21 protein-coding genes are annotated in these 22,481 nt (G+C 73.3%); 10 read left to right on the forward strand and 11 right to left on the reverse strand.

Annotated elements, in window-relative coordinates:
- Positions 1 to 84 precede the first annotated feature (84 nt).
- The 4 genes from ACZ6CV_RS27520 to ACZ6CV_RS27535 all read right to left on the reverse strand — a co-directional run bounded on the left by ACZ6CV_RS27520 (position 85) and on the right by ACZ6CV_RS27535 (position 3,104).
- A complete protein-coding gene (locus ACZ6CV_RS27520) occupies positions 85 to 819 on the reverse strand; it encodes a S1 family peptidase (RefSeq protein ID WP_469253329.1) in 735 nt (244 codons plus the stop codon).
- A gap of 115 nt (positions 820 to 934) precedes the next feature.
- Entirely contained in the window at positions 935 to 1,879 is a 945-nt protein-coding gene (locus tag ACZ6CV_RS27525) for a phosphotriesterase family protein (protein ID WP_469253330.1), read from the reverse strand.
- On the reverse strand, positions 1,876 to 2,460 hold the full coding sequence (locus ACZ6CV_RS27530) for a DUF4865 family protein (protein ID WP_469253331.1): 585 nt from the start codon (positions 2,458 to 2,460) through the stop codon (positions 1,876 to 1,878). The genes ACZ6CV_RS27525 and ACZ6CV_RS27530 overlap by 4 nt, the downstream gene beginning before the upstream one ends.
- Before the next feature lie 53 nt (positions 2,461 to 2,513).
- Positions 2,514 to 3,104, reverse strand: a complete 591-nt coding sequence (locus tag ACZ6CV_RS27535) for a TetR/AcrR family transcriptional regulator (protein ID WP_469253332.1) — start codon at positions 3,102 to 3,104, stop codon at positions 2,514 to 2,516.
- A 161-nt stretch (positions 3,105 to 3,265) separates the two neighbouring features.
- Between ACZ6CV_RS27535 and ACZ6CV_RS27540 the strand changes: the two genes are divergently transcribed.
- Genes ACZ6CV_RS27540 through ACZ6CV_RS27550 form a run of 3 tightly spaced genes read left to right on the forward strand, consistent with a single transcriptional unit; the run spans position 3,266 to position 7,061 of the window.
- Positions 3,266 to 3,568 (forward strand): SHOCT domain-containing protein, encoded by a 303-nt coding sequence (locus ACZ6CV_RS27540; protein ID WP_469253333.1) that lies wholly within the window; start codon positions 3,266 to 3,268, stop codon positions 3,566 to 3,568.
- Complete coding sequence (locus tag ACZ6CV_RS27545) at positions 3,565 to 4,458, forward strand: ABC transporter ATP-binding protein (RefSeq protein ID WP_469253334.1); 894 nt, start codon at positions 3,565 to 3,567, stop codon at positions 4,456 to 4,458. Before ACZ6CV_RS27540 ends, ACZ6CV_RS27545 begins: the two co-directional genes overlap by 4 nt.
- A gap of 41 nt (positions 4,459 to 4,499) precedes the next feature.
- Positions 4,500 to 7,061, forward strand: a complete 2,562-nt coding sequence (locus ACZ6CV_RS27550; RefSeq protein ID WP_469253548.1) for an ABC transporter permease — start codon at positions 4,500 to 4,502, stop codon at positions 7,059 to 7,061.
- 164 nt (positions 7,062 to 7,225) lie between these two features.
- Here ACZ6CV_RS27550 and ACZ6CV_RS27555 read toward each other — a convergent pair whose 3' ends face one another.
- Positions 7,226 to 7,699, reverse strand: coding sequence for an ATP-binding protein (locus ACZ6CV_RS27555; protein WP_358707630.1), 474 nt, complete (start codon positions 7,697 to 7,699; stop codon positions 7,226 to 7,228).
- Positions 7,700 to 7,891: 192 nt separating this feature from the next.
- Complete coding sequence (locus ACZ6CV_RS27560) at positions 7,892 to 8,224, reverse strand: hypothetical protein (protein ID WP_362369948.1); 333 nt, start codon at positions 8,222 to 8,224, stop codon at positions 7,892 to 7,894.
- 326 nt (positions 8,225 to 8,550) lie between these two features.
- Here ACZ6CV_RS27560 and cds1 point away from each other — a divergent pair, with 326 nt between their 5' ends.
- Positions 8,551 to 9,690 (forward strand): L-cysteine desulfhydrase Cds1, encoded by a 1,140-nt coding sequence (cds1, locus tag ACZ6CV_RS27565; protein WP_469253549.1) that lies wholly within the window; start codon positions 8,551 to 8,553, stop codon positions 9,688 to 9,690.
- On the opposite strand, the gene ACZ6CV_RS27570 is transcribed toward cds1, so the two are convergent.
- Both ACZ6CV_RS27570 and ACZ6CV_RS27575 read right to left on the reverse strand, forming a co-directional pair.
- Positions 9,623 to 10,129: an SRPBCC family protein gene (locus tag ACZ6CV_RS27570; protein WP_469253335.1), complete on the reverse strand. Its 507-nt coding sequence runs from the start codon at positions 10,127 to 10,129 to the stop codon at positions 9,623 to 9,625. The genes cds1 and ACZ6CV_RS27570 overlap by 68 nt on opposite strands.
- Before the next feature lie 63 nt (positions 10,130 to 10,192).
- The gene (locus ACZ6CV_RS27575) at positions 10,193 to 11,107 is read right to left on the reverse strand and encodes a DeoR/GlpR family DNA-binding transcription regulator (RefSeq protein ID WP_469253336.1); all 915 of its coding nucleotides are present in this window, start codon (positions 11,105 to 11,107) and stop codon (positions 10,193 to 10,195) included.
- A 298-nt stretch (positions 11,108 to 11,405) separates the two neighbouring features.
- On the opposite strand from ACZ6CV_RS27575, the gene ACZ6CV_RS27580 reads away from it, so the two are divergent.
- Positions 11,406 to 13,670 carry a hypothetical protein gene (locus ACZ6CV_RS27580; RefSeq protein WP_469253550.1) on the forward strand — a complete coding sequence of 755 codons (2,265 nt, stop codon included), beginning with the start codon at positions 11,406 to 11,408 and terminating at the stop codon, positions 13,668 to 13,670.
- On the opposite strand, the gene ACZ6CV_RS27585 is transcribed toward ACZ6CV_RS27580, so the two are convergent.
- From ACZ6CV_RS27585 to ACZ6CV_RS27595, 3 genes are all read right to left on the reverse strand, one after another.
- Positions 13,630 to 16,038, reverse strand: a complete 2,409-nt coding sequence (locus tag ACZ6CV_RS27585) for a right-handed parallel beta-helix repeat-containing protein (RefSeq protein ID WP_469253337.1) — start codon at positions 16,036 to 16,038, stop codon at positions 13,630 to 13,632. The two genes, ACZ6CV_RS27580 and ACZ6CV_RS27585, sit on opposite strands and share 41 nt — an antisense overlap.
- Before the next feature lie 224 nt (positions 16,039 to 16,262).
- A complete protein-coding gene (locus ACZ6CV_RS27590; protein ID WP_469253338.1) occupies positions 16,263 to 16,868 on the reverse strand; it encodes an Rv1733c family protein in 606 nt (201 codons plus the stop codon).
- A 221-nt stretch (positions 16,869 to 17,089) separates the two neighbouring features.
- On the reverse strand, positions 17,090 to 17,515 hold the full coding sequence (locus ACZ6CV_RS27595; protein ID WP_355812956.1) for a DUF6643 family protein: 426 nt from the start codon (positions 17,513 to 17,515) through the stop codon (positions 17,090 to 17,092).
- 303 nt (positions 17,516 to 17,818) lie between these two features.
- Here ACZ6CV_RS27595 and ACZ6CV_RS27600 point away from each other — a divergent pair, with 303 nt between their 5' ends.
- From ACZ6CV_RS27600 to ACZ6CV_RS27620, 5 genes are all read left to right on the forward strand, one after another.
- Complete coding sequence (locus ACZ6CV_RS27600; protein WP_469253339.1) at positions 17,819 to 18,208, forward strand: STAS domain-containing protein; 390 nt, start codon at positions 17,819 to 17,821, stop codon at positions 18,206 to 18,208.
- 13 nt (positions 18,209 to 18,221) lie between these two features.
- Entirely contained in the window at positions 18,222 to 18,725 is a 504-nt protein-coding gene (locus tag ACZ6CV_RS27605; protein WP_469253340.1) for an ATP-binding protein, read from the forward strand.
- A gap of 209 nt (positions 18,726 to 18,934) precedes the next feature.
- Complete coding sequence (locus ACZ6CV_RS27610) at positions 18,935 to 20,140, forward strand: lycopene cyclase family protein (RefSeq protein WP_469253341.1); 1,206 nt, start codon at positions 18,935 to 18,937, stop codon at positions 20,138 to 20,140.
- Entirely contained in the window at positions 20,137 to 20,868 is a 732-nt protein-coding gene (locus ACZ6CV_RS27615; RefSeq protein ID WP_469253342.1) for a class I SAM-dependent methyltransferase, read from the forward strand. Before ACZ6CV_RS27610 ends, ACZ6CV_RS27615 begins: the two co-directional genes overlap by 4 nt.
- Positions 20,865 to 22,418, forward strand: a complete 1,554-nt coding sequence (locus ACZ6CV_RS27620) for an FAD-dependent oxidoreductase (protein WP_469253343.1) — start codon at positions 20,865 to 20,867, stop codon at positions 22,416 to 22,418. The genes ACZ6CV_RS27615 and ACZ6CV_RS27620 overlap by 4 nt, the downstream gene beginning before the upstream one ends.
- Positions 22,419 to 22,481 lie beyond the last annotated feature (63 nt).

A 22,481-nucleotide genomic window follows, 5' to 3' on the forward strand; every position in this document is an offset into this window, starting at 1 on the left:
GCCGACAACGGCACGCGCAATTGCCCTTTGGGGCAAGGGCAATTGCACGATGTGCCGACGGATCGAGATCAAGGGCAGCCGCGACTAGCGCCGGATGACCGAGCGGATCCAGGAGAGCTGCTGGGAGACCTCTCCGGCCTCGGCGCTCTTCTCCCGGTCGGAGCCGTTGAAGACGCCGATGAGGGTCTCGGTGCCGCGCGGGCCGATGGTCATCACCGGGCCCCCGGAGTCGCCGCCGGCGGGAATGCCGGACACCTTCTTCATGCAGAAGTCGGGGCCGCCGGGCGCGGTGTGGCCCGCGCACAGGGGGTCGTTCGCCCGGACGACCTTCAGCTTCGACTGCTTGAGGACGGGGGACTGGCAGGCGCTCTCATCGGTGGTGCAGGTGGCGCCCCACCCGTACTGCCGCACGAGCTGGCCGCGCTTGACGCCGACCGTGGACAGGCGGGCGGTGCGGACGTTCATCGGCGCGACCTTGACGAGCATCATGTCGGCGTGCGCGCTGCCCACGCGCTTGCCGCGGAGGGGGCGGACCGTGGTGCCCTTGCGCATGTCGAGATCGCCCACCCGGAAGGAGATCCGCTTGTCGGCGACCGGCTGTGCCTGCTCGTAGAAGCAGTGCGAGGCGGTCAGGATCCACTGGCGGGCGACCGCTGTCCCGGTGCACGCCGGTTTGCCGTCGACGAGCATGCGGACCGCCCACGGGCCGTAGGTGGCTTTCGAGCCGCCGATGACGGCGGAGGCGGGGGTGGAAGACATCACCGAGCCCACGACCAGCGTCAGCGCGGTCAGCAACAGGACACGAACGCGTCGCACCATGCGGAACAACTCCCTTTCAGCGGGTACTGCCGTACGGGTAGTGAGAGACCCCGCTGAGCCAAAGCGTTCCGCACGCGCCCTACGATTTCACCACTCCACTCCACTCCACTCCACATCACCACTCCACCCCGAACGCCCGCCCCGGGTTCACCGTCAGGATCCGTTCCACCAGTTCCCCGCCCACGGCGCGTTCGAGCCGGGGCCGCACCCCGTGCAGCAGATGCGGCATGCCGGGGCCGCCGTGCACCGAGCGCGCCCCGGCCGTCGTCGTGTCGCCCCCGAGCAGGATCCGGCCGCCGAACCCCGCCTCCGCGAGGGAGCGCACCGCGTCCGGCATGCGCCAGTCCGTGGCGTGGTGGGCGCGCGAGGGGCCGTCGAACGCCACGTACGCGCCCGCCTCCGCGGCTCCCAGGTGGCACGTCAGGTCGGGGGAGCGGTTCAGATGGCCGAGGATCACCCGGTGCGGCGGCACGTCGAACGTGCCGCAGAGCAGGTCGAGTACGAGGGCCGCGGCGGTCCCCAGCTCCAGGTGGACGCAGACCGGGGCGCCGGTCGCACGGTGTGCCTCGGCCGCCGCGCGCATCGTCCAGCGGGCGTGCGCGTCGAGTCCGTGGAAGCCGCCCGCGACCTTGACGATTCCGGCCCGTACGCCGGACTCACCGATGCCCTCGGTGAGTTCGCGGACGAAGAGCTCCGCGAGGTCCGTCGCGCGGAGGGCGTCGAGGAACTCCGGTGCGTAGTGGGCCGCCTGGTGCAACCCGGTCGCCGCGACCAGCTGGACCCCGGTCGCCCTGGAGAGGCCGGGCAGCAGCTCCGCGTGACGTCCCATCCCGTGCGGCGTCCACTGCACGACGCTCTGTCCGCCCGCGGCGCGGAACGCCGCCAATTCGGCGGCCGCGTGCTCGGCCGAGTCCAGTTCCTGCCCCGGCAGTTGGGGGCTGCGCAGGAAGGCATGGTCGTGGGCGTCGCACACGCCGAGGCGCTCCGGTGCGATGTCCCCGAGAACGGTACGGACGGCGGGGCCGGCCGCCGCCTCATCCGGCCTCGCGGGCCCGGTCACCAGTGCCGCCCCCGCGGCAGCTTCTCCCGCTCGGGCGCGGAGACGTGCAGCACCTCGAAGACCTCACCCTCCGCCTCGGGCGACGCGTGGTCCCAGAGCGAGAAGTGCACGGCTTCCCACGTGCGCGGATCGACGGCGGTCAGAACGCTCACCGCACCCTCCTTACGGCTCAACCGGGCTGCTTCGTGGACCAGTTCGTCCGCGAACTCGGGCAGTGGCGTCGGCTCGGCGATCCGCTGCCGGCGACGGACCGCCGCCCGCGGCACGGTCGCGGCCGCGCCGCCCTCCTCGTACGCGAGCACCGTCCAGTTCTGCACCACCGGCCGCCCGAAGTCGTCGACGATGCCACGGAAACCGGGGCCCCACAGAAAGGAGTTCATGCCCTCGGTGGCGTTCCAGAGGTAGAACGGGGCGTACTGGTTGACCGGCGATCCGTTCGCGCCGCGCTCACGTATCAGGTAGGCCTTCAGGCCCAACCCGGGGAAGTCGTCCAGGAGGTGGCCCTTGGACTCGACGCGGTGGCGGATGACGCCCATGTCGTAGTCGGCGGGCAGGGTGATCTCGTACTGCATCGCATGCATCGGGTACTCCCTGGGGCGCAGATGTGCAACGGAGGCGTCCTCACGGGTGGGCGTTACGGGGTGGGGGTGGTGCGGGCCACGGCGAGCAGGGTGAGCAGGCCGCGTACTCCCGCGTCGAACGCGGCGGGCGAACCGGACGAACGGGCCAGCACATAGCCGCCCTGGACCGTCGCGACGACTGCCGACGCCACGTCCCGCGCGTCGAGCGCACCGCTGAACTCGCCCTCCGCGCAGCCCTCTTCGACGATCGCGGCGATACGGTCGCGCAGCCAGTCGAGGGTCTCGGTGACGGGTGCGCGGAGCTCGTCGCTGGCGATGATGTCCGGGTCCATCGTGAGCCGCCCCACGGGGCAGCCCTTCAGCACGTCGCGCTCGCGCAGCAGATAGGCCTCGACGCGGGCGTACGCCGAGCCGGGACCGCTGAGGACGGCCTCCGCGGCGGCGCGCATCTCCTCGGCGGTGCGCCGGATCGCGGCGAGCGCGAGGTCGGGCTTGCCGGCGAAGTGGTGGTACATGCTGCCCTGCCCCGCGCCCGCGTGCTGCTGGATGGCCTTGGGGCTCGTACCGACGTACCCCCGCTCCCACAGCAGCTCGCGGGTGGACTCGATCAGCCGCTCCGAAGTGCTCATGACCTCACTGTACATACTAGTAGGTACAGAAACCAGGGCTGGTGGGAGCAGGCCGGCCCGCCCTACGTACTCCCGGGGTGGTACGCGCGGTGCCGCTGGCCGTACGACGACGTGAGGGCACCCGCGGAGCGAGTTTGGAGGCATCGAGGAAAACGCTCTGAAGGAGATGAGTTCAGATGGAGACCCTGGCGCAATGGGACGGCGGACCCGGCCCGTGGATCCTGTTCTTCCCGCTGATCTGGGCGGCCGTCGTCATCGGCGTCGTCACCCTGCTCCGCCGCACCGTGTGGCGCGGCCGGCGCGGCCCGTTCCGGGGCATGGCCGCACCCGCCGGGCACACCGGCGTCGACGAGAATTCGCCCATCGCCGTGCTCGGCCACCGCTTCGCCTCCGGCGAGATCGACGAGGACGAGTACTGGCGGCGGCTGACCGTCCTCAACGAGGAGTTCGGCCGTACCCGCAAGGACGGTGCGGCATGAGCACCGCCACCGGACGGGCGGCGCGGCCGGTGCGGACCGGCGCCGCCCGTGTCGCCGACGCCGTGAAGGTCTACGGCAGCGGGGACACCGCCGTACGGGCCCTGGACGGGGTGAGCGTCGCCTTCCCGGCCGGACGCTTCACCGCGATCATGGGCCCGTCCGGGTCCGGCAAGTCCACCCTGATGCACTGCGCGGCGGGCCTGGACACGCTCACCTCGGGCGCCGCCTTCATCGGCGACACCGAGCTCGGCACGCTCGACGACCGGCGCCTGACCCTGCTGCGCCGCGACCGCGTCGGCTTCGTCTTCCAGGCGTTCAACCTGGTGCCGACGCTGACCGTCGCCGAGAACATCACCCTGCCCATGGACCTCGCGGGCATCCGCGGCGACCGCGAGTGGACGGATGCCCTCATCGATGTCGTGGGGCTGCGCGACCGGCTGCACCACCGGCCCTCCGAACTCTCCGGCGGACAGCAGCAACGCGTCGCCGTGGCACGGGCGTTCGCGGGCCGGCCCGATGTCGTCTTCGCCGACGAACCGACCGGCAACCTCGACTCGCGCTCCGGCGAAGAGGTGCTGCGCCTGCTCGGCCGCGCGGTGCGCGGGATGGGCCGCACCGTCGTCATGGTCACCCATGACCCGGTGGCCGCCGCCCACGCCGACGAGGTCGTCTTCCTCGCCGACGGACGCCTGGTGGACCGCATGGAGGAGCCGACGGCCGACCGCGTCCTGGACCGCCTGAAGGCCTTCGACACACGGCCGCCCGCCGCAGACCCACGGCCATCCGCCGCAGACCCACGGCCATCCGCCGCACACACACGGCCGCCCGCCACGCCGGACGCACACTCGGCCAAGACCTCGGGCCGAGGAAGGAAGGAGCCGTCGTCATGAGCTCCCCGCATTCCACGAATGCCCCGAATTCCCTGAACTCCCTGAAGGCGTCGGCGCGCATCAGCCTGTCCTCGCTGCGGGGCCACAAACGCCGCTTCGCCGGTACGTTCCTCGCGGTCCTGCTCGGCGTCGCCTTCCTCGCGGGCACGCTCGTCATGGGCGACACCCTGCGCGCCAGCTTCGACACGATGTTCGGCAACGCCACCCGCGGCACCGACGCCGTCGTCCGCAGCGCCGACACCATCACCACCCCCGACGACACCCAGGGCACCCGTAAGCCCGTCGCCACCGACCTCGTCGCGACGATCGAGAAGTCCGACGCGGTGGCGGCGGCCGCCCCCAGCATCCAGGGCGCGGGCCAGCTCCTCGGCAAGGACGGCGAACCCATCGGCGGCCAGGGCCCGCCCACCCTCGCCGGCAACTGGATCGACGACGCCGGCCTGAACGCGTACCAACTCGCCGAAGGGCGCGCGCCGTCGAAGCCCGGCGAGGTCGTCGTCAACCGCGGGGCCGCCGAGTCCGGCGACCTCAAGGTCGGCGACACCACCACGCTGCGCACCCCCGACCCGCTCCGCGTGAAGATCGTGGGCCTCGCGACCTTCGGCGGCGAGGACGGCATGGCGCAGAGCACCTTCACCGGCATGACGCAGGCCGACGCCGAGAAGTACCTCACCCCGAAGCCCGGCCAGGCCTCGGCCATCCAGGTGCGGGCCGGACCCGGCGTGAGCGAGCAAGAACTCGTCGACGCGCTGAGCCCCGTCCTGCCCAAGGGGGTCGAGGCGATCACCGGTGAGGCGTCGGCCGCGGAGAACACCGACAACATCTCCGGTCAGTTCCTCTCCGTCTTCACCACCTTCCTGCTGGTGTTCTCCGGAGTGGCGCTGCTCGTCGCCACCTTCAGCATCCACAACACCTTCGCCATCGTCGTCGCCCAACGCACCCGCGAGAACGCGCTGTTGCGCGCCCTCGGCGCCTCGCGCCGCCAGGTCACCGCGTCGACCCTCGTGGAGGCGGGCGCCGTCGCCGTCGTCGCGTCGGCCGCGGGCCTCGCGGGCGGCATCGGCGTCGCGGCCGGACTGCAGGCGCTCTTCCCCGCCATCGGATTCCCCTTTCCCGAGGGCGACTTGGTGATCAGCGCACTGTCCATGCTGCTGCCGCTCGGCGTCGGTGTCGTGGTCTGTCTGGGCTCCGCACTCGCGCCGGCCGTCCGGGCCGGGCGCACCGCCCCGCTGGCCGCGCTGCGCGAGACCGCGGTCGACCACTCGGCCGCCTCCCGCCGCCGGGCCGTCGTGGGGGCCGTCCTCGCACTCGCCGCCGTGGCCCTCGCCCTGACCGGCACCCTGGTGAGCCCGTCCGTCTGGGCGGCGGGCGCCGGCGCGGTCCTCGCCCTCGTGGCCTTCGTGGTACTCGGACCGGTCGCGTCCTCGCGTGCGGTACGCGTGCTCGGCGGGCCCCTGGACCGGCTGCGCGGCGTCACCGGTGGCCTGGCCCGGCGCAACGCCCTGCGCAGCCCCAAGCGGACCGCCGCCACCGCGAGCGCGCTGATGATCGGCGTCGCCGTCGTCTCGCTCTTCACGGTCTTCGGCGCCTCGCTGAAGGCCACCATGGACCAGACCGTCAACCGCTCCTTCGCCGGCGACGTCGCGGTGAGCACCCCCGGCTTCGGCGCGGGCGGCAGCGGTCTCAGCCCCAAGCTGGCCCCGGCCCTCGCGGAACGCCCCGAGGTCGCGACCGCCGTCGGGCTCGGTGAGGGCACCGCCGAGGTGAACGGCGAGGGCCGCGCACTGACCGTCACCGACCCCGGCGCGTTCGCCGCGTCCTTCGAACTCGGCACGGTCGACGGGTCCTTGGCCGGGCTCGGCGCGAACGGCATCGCCCTCACCCGCTCGGAGGCCGACAAGCAGGACCTGAAGGTCGGCTCCCGCGCCGAACTCGCCTTCGCCGACGGCGAGAAGCAGACCTTCACGGTCCGCGCCGTCTACGGCCGCTCCGAGCTGGCGGGCGACTACGTCATCACCCGCGAGGCGTGGGCCCCGCACCGCATGCAGGACTCCGACCGCCTCGTCTCCGTCACCTTCAAGGACGGCGTGAGCACGGCCGAGGGCAAGGCGGCGGTCGCCGAGACCGCGCGGAAGTACGGCAATCCGGACGTGCAGACCCGCTCCGAGTACGCCGAGACCTCCGCGAGCGGCATCGACATGATGCTCACCCTCGTCTACGCGCTGCTCGCCCTGGCGGTGCTCATCGCCCTGCTGGGCATCGCGAACACCCTGACCCTCGCGATCCACGAACGCACGCGTGAACTCGGCCTGTTGCGCGCGGTGGGGCAGACCCGGGCGCAACTGCGGGCGATGGTCCGCTGGGAGTCGGTGCTCGTCGCCGCCTTCGGGACGGCGGGCGGCCTCGCGCTCGGCGGGTTCCTCGGATGGGTGCTCGTCAAGGCGTCCGACAGCACGACCGAGAGCGCCTTCGCGTTCGCCGTGCCACCGGTGCAACTCGTGGTGGTCGCCCTGGTGGGCCTGACGGCGGGAGCCTTGGCGGGCCTGCGCCCCGCTCACCGGGCGGCACGTCTCGACGTACTGCGGGCCATCGCCACCGAGTGACGGGCTGCCCGCCCGCGTACGGGAGGACAGAACCGTCCGTGTACGGGAGGACAGACCCGCCCGTGTACGGGAGGACAGACCCGCCCGTGTACGGGAGGACAGACCCGCCCGCGTACGGGGGAGGGTGCCCCCAGGGGGCGAACACCGGGACGATCACCGCCCGGTCAGCCGGCAACGGCCGACCGGGCGGGAGTCTTGGCGGCCACCCCGTACACGGGGTACGAGGACACGGCGGCCGCGGCGACCGGCGTGGGCAGCGTGAACCACACGGTCTTCCCGGCATCGCCCTGCGGGCTCACGCCCCAGGCCTCGCTCACCGCGGCGACCATCGCGAGTCCCCGGCCACAGGTGGCGAGGGGGTCCGGTTCACCGATCTGCGGGAGGCGGGGATCGTGGTCGTGGACGGAGACCGTGAGCCGGTCGAGCAGGAGCTCGATCTCCACGGTGCACACCTTGTCCGGTTCGGCATGCCGATGGACGTTGGTGAGCAGTTCCGTCACCCCGATGGCGGCCTGGTCGATCAATGGATCCAGATGCCAGTAGCGCAACTGCGCAGATACGATTCTGCGGACCTGGCGGATCCGCGACGGCAGGGCTTGGAGCTCTACCGTGCAATGCCTGCTCGGCTGGCTGATCACGGCTGCGACTCCCCGAATTGAGGTCCGGAAGAAGACGAGATTCGGATCCAGCAGGGGCCGCGTGGTCTGCCGCCTGCTGTGTGGCCGGCGGGGCTGGTTCGCAGCGTCATCGCCGGTAAACCCAGAGTGATGTGAGACCAGAGTGACCCAGGGGGTGCGGGCGTGCAACTCGCGCGTCTCGCGCGGCCCCGCTCAGCCTCGCGGGCGACGGTGCTCCGTGGCGCTGCGCACCGCCTCGATGAATCTGCGCACCGTCGGCGGTCCCGGCTCGCCGGGACGTGGCTCGTGCTCGCCGAGCGTGAGCCGGTAGCGGGTGCCGTTGACCTCTGCCAGCGCCCTGTCCTGCGCGGCGAACCACGGCTTGCCCGTGCGCACCGCCTGCAGCGGCGCGCTGTCGATCTCGGTGCCGTAGCTGGTGAGCAACTCCAGCCGGCCGTCCGTGATGCGTACTTGTCCGGCGCGCGTGAGCGAGCGCAGACGCCGCTCGATCCGCACACCCCTGGCCGTGAATTCCGGCTCCGCCATGGCACCGCCCCCTTGTGAGCGCCGGTGGTCCCGTTCCACGGGGCGAGTGCCCCGTGCGGTGAAGTCTGCACGCACCGTGCGTCGAGCACCAGTGTGCGGGGAGACGTCGGGCCATCGCCCCGGCCCGTCCCGCCCGGGCGTCCCGCACACTCTGGCCAAGGGTGCGCCAGGCGCGCCTTTGAGCTGCTCAAAGGTGTGTTTATGCAGGTGAGAAGCGTGTGGCGGGTGTCTAAGATCGAGGTGTACGGCCGCGTCGAATCGCGTCCGGCACGACGCGAAGGAGCCCCGCCGTGAGCACCCCACAGCAGGATCGAGTCGACGAGCCGATGCCGACGCTCGACGTCGACCACAGCGACGACGCCTACCGGAACTGGCTCAAAGAAGCCGTCCGCAAGGTCCAGGCCGACGCCAACCGGTCGGCCGACACCCACCTGCTGCTCTTCCCGCTGCCCGAGCAGTGGGGCATCGACCTGTACCTGAAGGACGAGTCGACCCATCCGACGGGCAGCCTCAAGCACCGCCTGGCCCGCTCCCTGTTCCTGTACGGCCTGTGCAACGGCTGGATCCGGCCGGGGCGCCCGGTCATCGAGGCGTCCAGCGGGTCGACGGCCGTCTCCGAGGCGTACTTCGCGAAGCTGATCGGGGTGCCCTTCATCGCGGTGATGCCCCGCACGACGAGCGCCGAGAAGATCCGCCTGATCGAATTCCACGGCGGTCAGTGCCATTTCGTGGACGACTCACGCACGATGTACGCGGAGTCCGCGGCCCTCGCCGTCGAGACGGGCGGGCACTACATGGACCAGTTCACCTACGCGGAACGCGCCACCGACTGGCGGGGCAACAACAACATCGCCGAATCGATCTACCAGCAGATGCGGTTGGAGCGCTACCCCGAGCCCACCTGGATCGTCGCCACGGCCGGCACCGGCGGCACCTCGGCGACCATCGCCCGCTACGTCCACTACATGCAGCACGACACCCGCATCTGTGTCGCCGACCCGGAGAACTCCTGTTTCTTCGACGGCTGGACGAAGAACGACGCGGAGGCGACGAGCGACTGCGGCTCCCGCATCGAGGGCATCGGCAGGCCCCGCATGGAGCCCAGCTTCGTGCCCGGCGCCATCGACCGGATGATGAAGGTGCCGGACGCCGCGTCGGTCGCCGCCGTCCGCGCGCTGGAACAGGCCATCGGCCGCAAGGCGGGCGGCTCGACCGGCACCGGGCTGTGGAGCGCCCTGAGGATCGTCGCCGAGATGGTGGCCGCCGGCCGCACCGGCAGCGTCGTCACGCTGATCTGCGACCCCGGCGACCGCTACCTCGACAAGTACTACTCGGACGCGTGGCTGGCCGAACAGGGCCTGGACATCAGGCCGTACGCGCAGACGATCGAGATGCTCCTCAGCACGGGGGAGTGGCGCCAGGGTCCTGCACGGGCGGTGTCCGACAGTGGCGGTCCAGTGCGGTGACCGCGTCGCGGAACGCCCGGCCCAGGCCCGCGCGGCCCAGCTTCAGGGCCCCGCGCAAGGGGGCCGGGCCGTCCAGGGCGAACGTCCACCGCACCCGGGTCCCGGTGCCGGCCGGGGAGAGCCGCCACTCCTCGACGAGGGCGCGCATGCCGGGTGCGTTGGTCTCGTCGACACGGTAGGTGTACCGCTCCGGTGCGTCTGCCGCGAGGATCGACTCCCGAAAGCGGGTGCCGCCCTTCAGCCGGACCTCCCGGCCCGTGCCGCCTCCGGTGGGCCGGCACAGGGTGACCGCGCTGAACCAGCGGGGCCAGCCGGTCACGTCGTCGGCCAGGGCGCGGTAGACCGCGTCGGGCGGGGCGCTCACCTCGCGCGAGAAGACCAGACGCAGCGGAGCGGTGTCGACGAAGTCGAGCCCCACGGGCTCCAGTCGGCGTGCCATCGGACTCTGCCCCCCAGCGGAACGGACGGTTGACCGGGTCCGGTCACCATAGCTGGCGGGCCGTCAGATGTCTGTGGGGGCCCCGGGGTTGCGGGTTCCGTCAGCGGCGCCGGACTCGCTCACCTCACCGGCCTGCTCGGCGCCGGCCTCCCCGTCCCCGTCCGGCTCGCCCTCACCCGCGACCACGAGCCGGTTCAGATGCTCGGCGATCTCGGCGCGGGCCTCCGCTGGCAGCCCCGCGTCGGTCACCAGCGTGTCCACCTGCGCGAGCGTGGCGAACGAACTCAGGCCCACCGTCCCCCACTTGGTGTGGTCCGCGACCACCACCACGCGCCGCGCCGACTGCACCAGACGCCGGTTCGTCTCCGCCTCCGCCAGGTTCGGCGTCGAGAGCCCGGCCTCCGGCGATATGCCGTGCACGCCGAGGAACAGCACGTCGAAGTGGAGCGAGCCGATCGCCTGGTCAGCGACCGGGCCGACCAGCGAGTCCGACGGCGTGCGCACACCGCCGGTCAGCACGACCGTCGCCGCGCTCTGCCGCTGCCCCGAGGTGCGCTGCGCGGAGTGGAACACGTCCGCCACGCGCACCGAGTTCGTGACCACCGTCAGATCCGGCACGTCCACCAGGTGGTGCGCCAGCGCGTACGTCGTCGTACCCCCCGACAGGGCGACGGCCGCGCCGGGCGCCACCAGGGACGCCGCGGCCCGCGCGATGTCCTCCTTGGCGGTCAGCTCAAGACCCGACTTGGCCTCGAACCCCGGCTCGTGCGTGCTCGCCTCGACCACCGGGACCGCGCCGCCGTGCACCTTCTCCAGGACACCCTGACGGGCCAGCGCGTCCAGGTCGCGGCGGACCGTCATGTCGGACACCCCGAGCTTGCGGGTCAGTTCGTTGACCCGCACGCCACCGCGCCGGCGCACCTCGTCGAGGATCAGGGCACGGCGTTGCTCGGCGAGAAGGTTCTGATGGTCACTCACGCCCGCTCCGGCCCCTCTGCCTCACCACGTACTCCGCGCCCCTGCGGCGCCGTCTCATCCTCGCACGCGCGGGTGACGGACGTCCCACCACCGTCCCACCACACGGTTCCGCCCGCGGCCCGGAACGGCACGGAAGGAGGAGATTGCGTGACGAGGGGTGCGCCGAGCGCCCCGAGCCGAGATCCTTGTCCCCTCACCATGCGCATCTCGGGGAAGCGGGACAGTGGAGAGAGCCACGCAGGACGAGACGGCCCTGGAACTCCTGGTCCACGGAGTCGGGGGCACCACACCGGAGAAGATGCTCGGCGACCCGCGCACCGTGCGGATCTCCGGCGACGACACGGCGGCCGTGTTCCGCCGCACCGAGGACGCCGACGCCGAGCGGCGCCCCGACGACTACCGTGGCAAACCGGTGCCGGAGGCGTACGTCTGGTGCAACCTGACGTCCGGCAACGGCTCCCGCGCCCTGTGGCTCCTGCTGCTGCCGTTCATGGTCGTCAACATCGCCCACTGGATGCGCCCCACCTCACGCCACCGCAGACGCCTCGCGCGCACCTACGGCCTCCTGGTGCGACTCGTCGGCCTCACCCTCACCGTGCTGCTCGTCGCCGCCGCCTGCGAGGTCGCGCTCGACCTCACGGCCTGGCAGTGCGCCGGCACCCCCCGGTGCGCCGACGACCGCGCCTGGCTCGGGTTCCTCGCCGTCGACGCCGACGCGCACGGCGGCTGGTGGTCGCAACCCGGCCGCCGCCTCGCCCTCGCCGCGCTCCTGCCCGCCGCCCTCACCGGACTGCTCTGGTACCTCTCCCACCGCACCTGGAGCGCGTACGAGTCCCAGCAGCCGCTGCCCCACCAGCCCGACCCGGAGGAGGAGACCAGCCGCACCGCGCTCGGCAGGCCCGGCTTCTGGTACGGGCGGCGCCTGGTGGCCCGGCTGCGCGCCGCCCACACGGCCGCCGGCCTGCTCACCGTCGCCGCGGCGGTCGGCACCCCGGCCGCACGGCAGGACCGGCGCGCGGACGGCCCTGCCCTCCTCGAAGCCCTCGGCTGGGCGCTCGACACCACGCTCGTCCTCGGCGGCGCAGTCGTCGTGTGGGTCGTCTGCCGCAGGGGACGCAGCGAGAACCGGCTCGACCGGCACCTGGACAAGACCCTGGTGCGCTGGTTTCCGACGGGCGCGCTCATCCTGCTCGTCCTCGCCCTGCTGTACGCGGGGTGGTCGCGCCCCGGCTGGCGCTCCGCGGGCAGACTCCCGGGAGACGCCACCTTCGGCGGCATCGCCCTGGTCCAGGGCGTCCTGGTGCTCTGCCTCGCGGCCGCCGCCCACGTCCTGTACCGCTCCTCACCCGACCCCCGCACCGCCATCCGCGGCTTCGGCGGCCCCGCCGTCGCGATGCTCTCCTGCGCGCTTGGCGGGGTCATGACCGGCGGCGGGGCGCAGCGCGTCGCCGACTGGCTGGACGGCAGCCACGGCTCGATCGACGGGCCGCCGGTGCTGCTCACCTGGCAGGCGTCCGTGATCCCGCCGCTCCTCGTGGTGGTCGCGGCGCTGTGCGGCTGGTTCGGCGTGCGGACCGTCCAGCGCAAGCACCAAGAGATGACCCGTATTCCGCTGGACTACCCCGGCGAGCCCAAGGACTCCACCCGTACCCGCCGCATCGCGGGCACCCGCGCGCGTGCCGCGCTCACCGACCGCGCGCCCCTGCTCGTCGGCATCATCTCCGCCGTGACGCTGCTGCTCGGCGCCGCCGCGCTCACCGGTGCGTGGGCGACCGGGAAGGCCCCGGCGCAGGCCGCGCAGGGCCTGCCCGACATCCTGGAGGGGGCCGCCGAGACCGCGCAGGCCCTCGGCTCCTGGCTGATCGGGTTCGGCTTCATACTGTTCGTCACCTGGGGCCGCCGCGCCTACAAGGATCCCTCGGCCCGGCGCACCATCGGCATCCTCTGGGACGTCGGCACCTTCTGGCCGCGCGCCGCCCACCCCTTCGCCCCGCCCTGCTACGCCGAGCGCGCGGTGCCCGACCTGACCTGGCGGATGGCCGCCTGGACGCGCGCCACCAGCGCCACCGGCGGCCGCCTCGTCCTCTCCGGGCACTCCCAGGGCAGCGTCCTCGCGGCGGCCGCGGCCTGGCAGCTGCGCCCCTCGGTCCGCCGACGCGTCGCCCTGCTCACCTACGGCTCGCCCCTGGAGCGCCTCTACGGCCGCTGGTTCCCCGCCCACTTCGGCCCCGCCGCCCTGTCCTCCCTGCACCGCGAGGTCGACTGCTGGCGCAACCTCCACCGCACCACCGACCCGATCGGCGGCCCCATCGACCTGCCCGGCGACTGCGGCCCCCAGGTCGACCGCCCCGCCCTCAAGGACCCCCTCGCCTACGGACGTACGGAGGAGCATCCGCTGCCCGCCCCCATCCTCGGGCACGGCGACTACCAGGCCGACCCCGCGTTCGCCGAGGAGCGGGCGCGGCTGCTCGCCCGCCTCAGGCCCGGCGTGCCCGCACCGCGGCCCGCAGCGCCGGACGGCGTCACAGCAGCTCCGGCAGATCCTCCGGATACAGCAGGGTGAGGTCGTCGGTGCTCGGCTCGTCGTGCTGGGCGACCCGGCCCGCGTGCCGCTCCACCATCGCCTCGAACGTCTGCCGCGCGGTGCGGCCGTTGCCGAACGCCGGCCCCTTGGGGAGCGCCGTGAAGTACTTCAGGAGCGCCTCGGGCGTGCCGGTGCCGAGACGGTACTCGTGCTCGTCGGCCTGCTGCTCCACGATCCGCAGCAGCTCCTCGGGGGCGTAGTCGCTGAAGGTGATGGTGCGTGAGAAACGGGACGCCACACCGGGGTTGACGGACAGGAACCGCTGCATCTCGGCGGTGTAACCCGCGACGATCACCACCACGGCCTCGCGGTGGTCCTCCATCAGCTTCACGAGTGTGTCGATGGCCTCGCGGCCGAAGTCACGCCCGGAGTCCTCCGGCGAGAGCGCGTACGCCTCGTCGATGAACAGCACCCCGCCGCGCGCCCGGTCGAACGCCTCCTGGGTGCGGATCGCCGTCGAGCCGATGTGCTCGCCGACCAGGTCGACGCGCGAGACCTCGACGAGGTGGCCGCTCTGCAGCACGCCGAGCGAGGCGAGGATCTCGCCGTACAGCCGGGCGACGGTGGTCTTGCCGGTGCCGGGGGAGCCGGTGAAGACCAGGTGGCGGCGGGCGGAGGCGGCCTTGAGGCCGGCCTGCTGCCTGCGCCGGCCGACCTCGATCATGTCGGTGAGGGCGCGCACCTCGCGCTTGACGCTGTCCAGGCCGACCAGGGCGTCGAGTTCGCCGAGGACCTCCTTGGAGGCGCGGGAGGGTTTCTCGGCGGGGGGCGCGGCCTGCGGGGTGTGCTGGGCGGGGAGCGAGCCGAGCAGCCCGACGGTCTGTGTGGCCGTCTGCACGGCCGGTGTCTCCGCGGCCGCCGACGCGGGGGTGCGCGGGACGCCGCTCTCGTCGCTGGCGCAGTCCTCGACGAGCGGCCCCTCCTCCGAGAACTCGAAGCCGCCCCGGGCGCACCGTTCGGTGCGGCACTTCTTCAGCGTCGTACGGCATCCGTCTATGACGTGGAAGCCGTAGCCGCCGCTGCCGCTCACCCGGCAGCCGTGGAAGCTGCCGCGGCCGCCCGCGGAGACGTAGAACCCCGCCTCGGCGGGGGAGGTGACCGTGCACCGCTCCAGGGTGGGGTCCGCTCCCTTGGTGACGATGACGCCCGTCTGGACGGCGTCCACCGTGCAGTTGGCGAGGGTGCCGCCGCTGCCGTGGTCGCGGAACCACGCGCCGGTGGCGGCCTCGCGGATGCGGCAGTCGTCGAGCTGCGCGGTCGCGCCGTCGCTCACCGACACGGCGGTGTTGCGCACCTGGGAGAGGTCGCTGTCGACTACGTCCGCGCGTGAGCCGCGGTCCAGGACGAACAGCGCGTCGGGCACGTCGTGCACCCGGCACGACTCCAGGACGGCGGTCGCCCCGTCGCTGACCCACACCGCCGGGTAGTCGCCCGTGCTGTCGTGGATCTCGCACTGGTTGGCGTCCACCCGGGTGCCCGGGTCCCAGACCGAGAGGCCGTTGCGGCCGAAGCGGCTCACCGTGGACCTGGTGAGGGTGAGCACGGAGCGCGAGCGCAGGTCGACCGCGTTCTCCGGGATGTCGTGGATGCGGCAGTCGGCGAGGGTGAGCACGGCGTCCGTGTCGAGCGTGACGCCGTCGGAGGTGGTGCGGTGCACGTCGCAGTCGGTCAGGTGCGCGGCGGCCCGTCCGGTGATCTGCACTCCGGAGCCCTTGACCTCGTACACCTCGCAGCCGATGGCCTCGAGCCCGGTGTGCTCCCCGGTCACCGAGAGCCCGGCGCCCGAGGCGTGGTGCACCCGGCACCGCTCCAGGCGGGGGTGGGCGCCGCCGCGCACCGACACGCCGGACTGGCCGGCCGCGACGATCTCGCACTCCTCGAAGACACCGCCGCCCCCGTCGAGCACCGCGATGCCGATGCCGCCGGGATTGTCGACGGTGCAGCGGCGCACCGTCGGACGCGCCCCGCCGCGTACCTCGATGCCGGCCGCGGACCGGGTCACGACGCGGATGCCGATGAGTTCGGGGGCGCCGTCCTCGACGAGCAGGGCGGGCGCGGAGGAGTCCTGCCCCTCGACGTGCAGGTCCTGGACGATCGCGGAGGCGCGGACCGTCAGCGGCACGCCGTCGGCCGGCGCGATGCGCACCGAGCCGGGGGCGCTCTCCGGTCCGCGCAGGGTCACCGCGCGCTGGACGACGAGGTTCTCGCGGTAGGTGCCGGCGGCGACGGTCAGTACGTCACCGTCGCTCGCGGCCTCCAAGGCAGCGGCGAGCGATGCGTACTCGCCGGTGCGGCGCCGCCACCGCGACGTGCCGGTGTGCGTCACCTGGACCGTGCCCTGTGCCATGGAGTTGCTCTGCCCCCACCTCGTCGTACGCGGGATCCTGCGTCGTCGTTCCGTGTCACTCGTGCCGTGTCACCGCGCAGGGAGCCGAAGAGTTCGGCCGGTCCACCGTAGCGCGCGGGAGCAGGCGGAGTTGACCCGATGGCCAGGCTCTCACCTGGGCGGCCTTGGGCAGAGGTGTTCGACGGCACCGGGCGGCCTGCGCCCGGCCGCGCCCGCGGGGCGGGTCAGGAACCGGTGCCCGTACGGCCCCAGTCCGGGCCCGCCTTGTCCCAGGCCCGGTCGAGGCGGGCGTAACGCCCCTGCACGATGCGCCAGAGGATCAGCCTGCGGGTGCCCTCGACGAGACCGGCCGTCGCGGCGGCGGCGCCGAGACCGGCGAGGAGCGCGTGCGTCGTCGCGGTCGCGGTGTCCAGCGGGCGGCCCACGACCCGGCCGCGCTCGTCGGTCCAGATCCTGAAGTGGTCGCCGCGGTCGGGGGACTTGAGGTCGGACAGCACCACGCCGTACCGGTCGGTGTGGTCGGGGGCCGTCCAGCGGGCGAGCACGCGGCTGTGCGCGTCACGGACCGACGAGGTCTCGGGGTCGGGGTCGAGCGGCGGAGAGTCGATCTTCCGCAGGACGGTGCCGACGACGCGGTGCCGATTCTCCTGCTGCTGGTGGACCGAGCCGAGGAGGGCGTCGCGCGTCAGGGTCGTGGTGAGCACCGCGGCGAGCGGGACAGCGGCGACGATCAGCACCAGGGCGACCAGGGACAGCCAGGCCTCGACGAGGTCGGTGCCGCGGCGCAGCGGATTGTGCCGCCACCGCCAGAGGCCGACGATCGCTCGCACGCCCCGCACCCCCTTCCGGTCCCCCTCACCCAACGACCGTGCCTCGTCAACGAGTTCCCCGTTCGAGCGCCGATCATTCGGGGAGCCCGCATCCGGACATGCGGCCCCCGAACGTCTGGACACGGGCATGCCGCCGCCGGGCCGTGGCTCGACGGCGGGCAACGCCTGAACGGTTGCGGCCGATCAGCGTCCGCGGCAGGTCGGTGTCCGCGACGGGGGCGTCAGTACCCGCGATAGGGGCGGTTGTACGGATCCTCGTACGACGCCGGGGCGGGGCGGGGCGCCGCCGGGCGCATCGCCTCGTATCCCGTACCGGGAGCCGGGCGCTGGGCCTGGGGTCCCGGGTAGCCGCGCGGGCCCGCGGCCTGTTGCGGGATGTAGGGCGACGGCGCCTGCTGCAGCGGGGCGGGCTGCTGGGCCTGCGCGTAGCCGTACGCGGGGTTGGGAGGGGAAGGGGCGGCCGGCAGGGCGGGCAGCGCGGCCGGGAGGGCGGGCAGGTGACTGCCCGTGTCGTACGCGGAGGGGACCCGGATCGGGGCGATCTGCGGAGTGCCCCGCTCTGCGACGAGAGAGTCGTAGATGGGAGTGTCCGGGAAGGACGGCGCGGAGTAGTAACCGCCGCCATAGGTGGAGCGGGGGGAGGTCATGCTCCATAAGTTAAGCCCTTGATGTGCCGGTTGGGGAGTCCCAATCTTGGGGTCATCCGATTTACACTGGTTTTGCCCGACTGACCTGCCGAAACGGCGCCGTTGAACGCGTCGCTCCGGGGGCGTTCCCGAGGGGGTCCGGTGGGGTTCACCACGGCTCGCGCAGAGGTGCGCCGCCTTCGCCGATGCTGCGCAGATCCGCGGGATCGGGGCAGAGGGATTCGAGGCGGGCCCGCGCATACGTAGAATCGCCGGGCTGTACGAGGGAAGGCGGGCGGTCGCGCCCGGCCGAGGGAGAGGCTCATGACGGAACCGGTGGAGAGCCGAACGGCACGGCGGCAACCCATGGTCGCGGAGGTCACGCTCGCGCGGCGGGGCCGGGCCGCGGTGGTACGGGCGAGCGGAGCGCTGGACTCCGAAAACGTGGCCGCGCTCGACGGCGAGCTGGCCAGGGCGGCGGAACTGTCCGGACAGAGCCGTACGGTCGTCGACCTGTCCGCCCTGGAGTTCGCGGACTCCTCGGTGCTGCATGTGCTCCTCGACGCCCAGCGCCGGCACCGGGCGGACGACCGGCAGCTGGTGGTGTGCGGGCCGCTGCGCCCGGTCGTGGACCGGTTGTTCGGCGTCACGGGGACCACCGAGTTCTTCGTCCTCACCGAGGACGTCGACGCCGCCGTGAACGCGGCCCGGTGAAGGGGACCTTGGCGTGAGCACCGACGTACCCGAAGTGAGCGCGGACGCACCGGACCTGCGCGGTGACGTGCCGGACGTGAGCATCGACGTCCCCGATCTGCGCGGTGAGCGCGGTCACGAGCTGGTGGCCCCGACCGTCTCCGCCCTCCCGGCCACCGCGGCCGAAGCGCGCGGACAGGTCGCGGGAGTCCTGCGCGCATGGGCGGACGGCCCGGGAGCCGCCGTCGGCGAACGTGCCCGGGCCGACATCATCCTCGCCGTCTCCGAACTGGTCACCAACGCGCTGCGGCACGGCGGCGGCGTCACCCGCTTCGACGCCGCCGTGGGCGACGAGGGGATACGGGTGACCGTGGGCGACCGCTCGGCGGACCTTCCCCGGCACCCCGACCCCGAGCGGCCCCGCGCGCGCGGCGAGGGCGGGTACGGATGGTTCCTCGTCCGCGAGCTGGCCACCGAGATCACGCTCGTGCTCGGGCGCACCGGCAAGGACATCACCGTCACCCTGCCGCTGCGCTGAGCCGCACGAATCGTCCGCGCCCCGGCGCGCCGCCACCCGGCACGTGCACCCCCGTCTGTACTGATGGGTGAACCTGTACCGATGGGTGAACCCGCCGCATCCGAACCCGGACCACGGGCCGAAGAGGAGACGCACGCCGGGACCACCGGAGCGGGACCGGCGGGCCCCTGTGCCCCTGCGATCCGGAGTGTGACGTGGACAGTCGATGCGTGCCCCCGGGAGTGGTCGTTCTCGGCGGCGGCGCGGCCGGACTCAGCCTGGCGTACCGCCTGACGGAGACCGGCGCGGACGCGGTGACCGTGGTGGAGCCGCCGACCGGACCGCTGCGGCCCGCCGAACGCACCTGGTGCTACTGGGACCGGGGCACCGGCGACTTCGACGCGGCGCTAACCGCCACCTGGTCCCGGCTGCGGGTGCACGACGCCGACGGCACCGCCATCACCGTCGATCCCGCACCCCTGAGCTACCGCATGCTGCGCTCGGGCCCCTTCGAACGCCTCGTGCACGCACGGCTGGCGCGATCCTCCGGGACACAAGTGCTGCGCGCGACGGCGGACGCGGTGCGCACGGTGGACGGCGGCGCCGAGGTCCGCTGCACCGACCCCGACGGGCGCCCCCTGACCCTGCGCGCCCGGCACGTCTTCGACTCCCGCCCGCTGCGCGCCCTGCCACCGGCCCGCACCCGGCTGCTGCAGCACTTCCGCGGCTGGTTCGTGCGCACGGCCACGGACCGGTTCGACCCCGCGGTCGCCGACCTGATGGACTTCCGCGTCCCCCAGCCGCGCCACGGTCTCGCCTTCGGATACGTGCTGCCGCTCGCCCCCGACCGGGCGCTCGTCGAGTACACCGAGTTCTCCCGCACCCCGCTCACCACCGAGGCGTACGAGCGGCACCTCACCCACTACTGCCGCGACATCCTCCGCATCGGCACGCCCACGGTCGAGTCGGCCGAGCAGGGCGTCATCCCGATGACCGACGCCCGCTTCCCGCGCCGGACCGGGCCCGCCGTCCACCGCATCGGCGCCGCGGGCGGCGCCACCCGCCCCGCCACCGGCTACACCTTCGCCGCCGTCCAGCGGCAGAGCCGGGCCATCGCCGCCGCCGTGCGCGCCGGGCGCCCCGACGTGCCCGCGCCGCACGGGCGCCGCGCGCTGGCCATGGACGCCGTACTGCTGCGCGCCCTGGACACCGGGCGGATCGACGGCCCCGACTTCTTCACCGGACTGTTCCGCACCATCCCCGCGGAGCGGCTGCTGCGCTTCCTCGACGGTGCCACCACGCCGTGGGAGGAGTGGGGCATCGGGATGCGCTGCCCCGTGGGGCCGATGCTCCGCACCGCCGTCGAACTCCCCTTCCTGCCGCGCCGGTTCACCCCGGCACCGGGCGGCCCCCGAAGCGAAGAGAGCCCCGGATGACCCTGCTGCGCGACCGCGACCTCGCACGTGCCTTCGACGCCGCCTCACCCACGTACGACCTGCTCACCGCCCTCAACCCGGGCTACCGGACCGACCTGCTCCGCTCGGCCCGCAGGCTGCGGATGCCCGGCCGAGGTGCCGGGCTGCACCTGCTCGACCTGGGCTGCGGGACCGGCTCGTCGACCCGCGCGCTGCTGCGGGCCGCCCCCGAGGCACGCATCACCGCCGTCGACGCCTCGGCGGGCATGCTGGCGCGGGCCCGCGCCAAATCGTGGCCGGCCGGGGTGCGTTTCCTGCATCTGAGCGCCGAGGAGCTGGCCACGGCGGACCACGGGCCCTTCGACGCGGTCTTCGCCGCCTACCTGTTCCGCAACGTCACCGACCCGGACCAGGTCCTCACCGCCGTCCGGAGCCTGCTGCGCCCCGGCGGCCGACTCGCCGTCCACGAGTACAGCCTCAGCGGGGTGCCGGCCCACCGGGCCCTGTGGAACGCCGTGTGCCGCGCGGTGATCATCCCGGCAGGCACGCTCAGCGGCGACGCCGCCCTCTACCGCCATCTGCGGCGCAGCGTCCTCGACTTCGACACCGTGCCCGACTTCACCGCCCGGCTGACCCGCGCCGGTTTCACCGGCGTGCGCGCCGTCCCGGTCGCCGGCTGGCAGACGGGCATCGTGCACACCTTCCTCGCCACAGGTGGCGCCGCCGCGGCCTCGGAGGGCGCCTCGTGAACACCCCGTACGACATCCCCCGCCGCGGCCGGGACCGCAAGGCCGAGGTGCTGCGGGCCATCCCCGGCCGCGCGCGGTTCGCGCCCGGCGACGCGCCCCGCGCCGCCGTGATCGGCGGCGGCATCGCCGGCCTCGCCGCCGCCACCGCGCTGGCCGAGCGCGGCGCCCGCGTCACCGTGTACGAGAGCGGCGATGCGCTCGGCGGGCGGCTCGCGGGCCGGCGGATCCGGCTCGCGGACGGCTCGGCGGCGACCATGAGCCGCGGCTTCCACGCCTTCTTCCGGCAGTACTACAACCTGCGGGGCCTGCTGCGGCGCACCGACCCCAACCTCTCCCGGCTCACCGCCCTGCCCGACTACCCCCTGCGGCACAGCGGCGGCCTCACCGACAGCTTCGCCCGCGTCCCGCGCACGCCGCCGCTCAGCGCGCTCGGCTTCGTCGCGCTGAGCCCCACCTTCGGCTGGCGCGACCTCGCCACCATTGACGCCCGCGCCGCGCTGCCGCTCCTCGACGTCCGCGTACCCGAGGTGTACGAGCGGTTCGACGGGATCAGCGCCACCGCCTTCCTGGAAGGCATCCGCTTCCCCGAGGCCGCGCACCACCTGGCGTTCGAGGTGTTCTCGCGCAGTTTCTTCGCCGACCCGCGCCAACTGTCGGCCGCCGAACTGCTCCTGATGTTCCACATCTACTTCCTCGGCTCGTCGGAGGGCCTCCTCTTCGACGTCCCGAACGAGCCCTTCCCCCAGGCGCTCTGGGAGCCCCTCGGCGGCTATCTGCAGCGCCTCGGGGCGGACATCCGCACCGGCACCCCCGTGCAGACGGTGCGTCCGCGTGACGGCGGGGCCGAGGTGCGCACCGAGGCGGCGGCCGACCGGTACGACGCGGTGGTCCTCGCCCTCGACGGCGCCGGACTGCGCCGGCTCGTCGCCGACTCGCCGGACCTCGGCACCCCGCCCTGGCGCGCCGACATCGCGGCCCTGCGCAACGCGCCGCCGTTCCTCGTCAGCCGGCTCTGGCTCGACCGGCCGGTCCGCGCCGACCGGCCCGGGTTCCTCGGCACCAGCGGCTACGGCGGCCTGGACAACGTCAGCGTCCTGGACCGGTACGAGGACGAGGCCGCCCGCTGGGCCTCACGGAACGGGGGCGCGGTCGTGGAACTCCACGCCTACGCCGTGGGGGAGGGCGAACAGCGGACCGACGTCGAGCGGCGCCTGGTACGGCAGTTGTACGAGGTGTACCCGGAGACCCGTGCGGCCCGCGTCGTCGACGCCCGGCACGAGTGGCACGCCGACTGCCCCCTCTTCCCGGTCGGCACCTACCGCCGGCGGCCCACCGTACGCAGCCCCCACCCCTGGCTGGCCCTGGCCGGCGACGTGGTGCGCTGCGACCTCCCGGTCGCCCTGATGGAACGCGCCGCCACCACCGGCTTCCTGGCGGCGAACACCCTGCTGGCCGAACACGGCGTCAAGGGCCAGACCCTGTGGACGGTCCCACGGACGGGCCGCTCGGCCGTGATGCGAGCCCTGGGATCCCTGGCGAGCACCCCGTGAGGGGTGTGGTTCACGGGCGGCGGTAAGGGATGTGACGACGGGTCACCTGCGCGGTGAGGCTCA

Source organism: Streptomyces sp. NPDC041713 (genome assembly GCF_055591085.1).

Excerpts from the sequence above, each read along its gene's own strand:
- ACZ6CV_RS27560 (WP_362369948.1), bottom strand. The coding sequence starts at position 8,224 with ATGGCGGAGCCGGAATTCACGGCCAGGGGTGTGCGGATCGAGCGGCGT.
- ACZ6CV_RS27585 (WP_469253337.1), bottom strand. The coding sequence starts at position 16,038 with ATGGCACAGGGCACGGTCCAGGTGACGCACACCGGCACGTCGCGGTGG.
- ACZ6CV_RS27595 (WP_355812956.1), bottom strand. The coding sequence starts at position 17,515 with ATGACCTCCCCCCGCTCCACCTATGGCGGCGGTTACTACTCCGCGCCG.
- ACZ6CV_RS27520 (WP_469253329.1), bottom strand. The coding sequence starts at position 819 with ATGGTGCGACGCGTTCGTGTCCTGTTGCTGACCGCGCTGACGCTGGTC.
- ACZ6CV_RS27600 (WP_469253339.1), top strand. The coding sequence starts at position 17,819 with ATGACGGAACCGGTGGAGAGCCGAACGGCACGGCGGCAACCCATGGTC.
- ACZ6CV_RS27580 (WP_469253550.1), top strand. The coding sequence starts at position 11,406 with ATGCTCGGCGACCCGCGCACCGTGCGGATCTCCGGCGACGACACGGCG.
- ACZ6CV_RS27570 (WP_469253335.1), bottom strand. The coding sequence starts at position 10,129 with ATGGCACGCCGACTGGAGCCCGTGGGGCTCGACTTCGTCGACACCGCT.
- ACZ6CV_RS27540 (WP_469253333.1), top strand. The coding sequence starts at position 3,266 with ATGGAGACCCTGGCGCAATGGGACGGCGGACCCGGCCCGTGGATCCTG.
- ACZ6CV_RS27530 (WP_469253331.1), bottom strand. The coding sequence starts at position 2,460 with ATGCATGCGATGCAGTACGAGATCACCCTGCCCGCCGACTACGACATG.
- ACZ6CV_RS27535 (WP_469253332.1), bottom strand. The coding sequence starts at position 3,104 with ATGTACAGTGAGGTCATGAGCACTTCGGAGCGGCTGATCGAGTCCACC.
- ACZ6CV_RS27545 (WP_469253334.1), top strand. The coding sequence starts at position 3,565 with ATGAGCACCGCCACCGGACGGGCGGCGCGGCCGGTGCGGACCGGCGCC.
- ACZ6CV_RS27615 (WP_469253342.1), top strand. The coding sequence starts at position 20,137 with ATGACCCTGCTGCGCGACCGCGACCTCGCACGTGCCTTCGACGCCGCC.
- cds1 (WP_469253549.1), top strand. The coding sequence starts at position 8,551 with ATGCCGACGCTCGACGTCGACCACAGCGACGACGCCTACCGGAACTGG.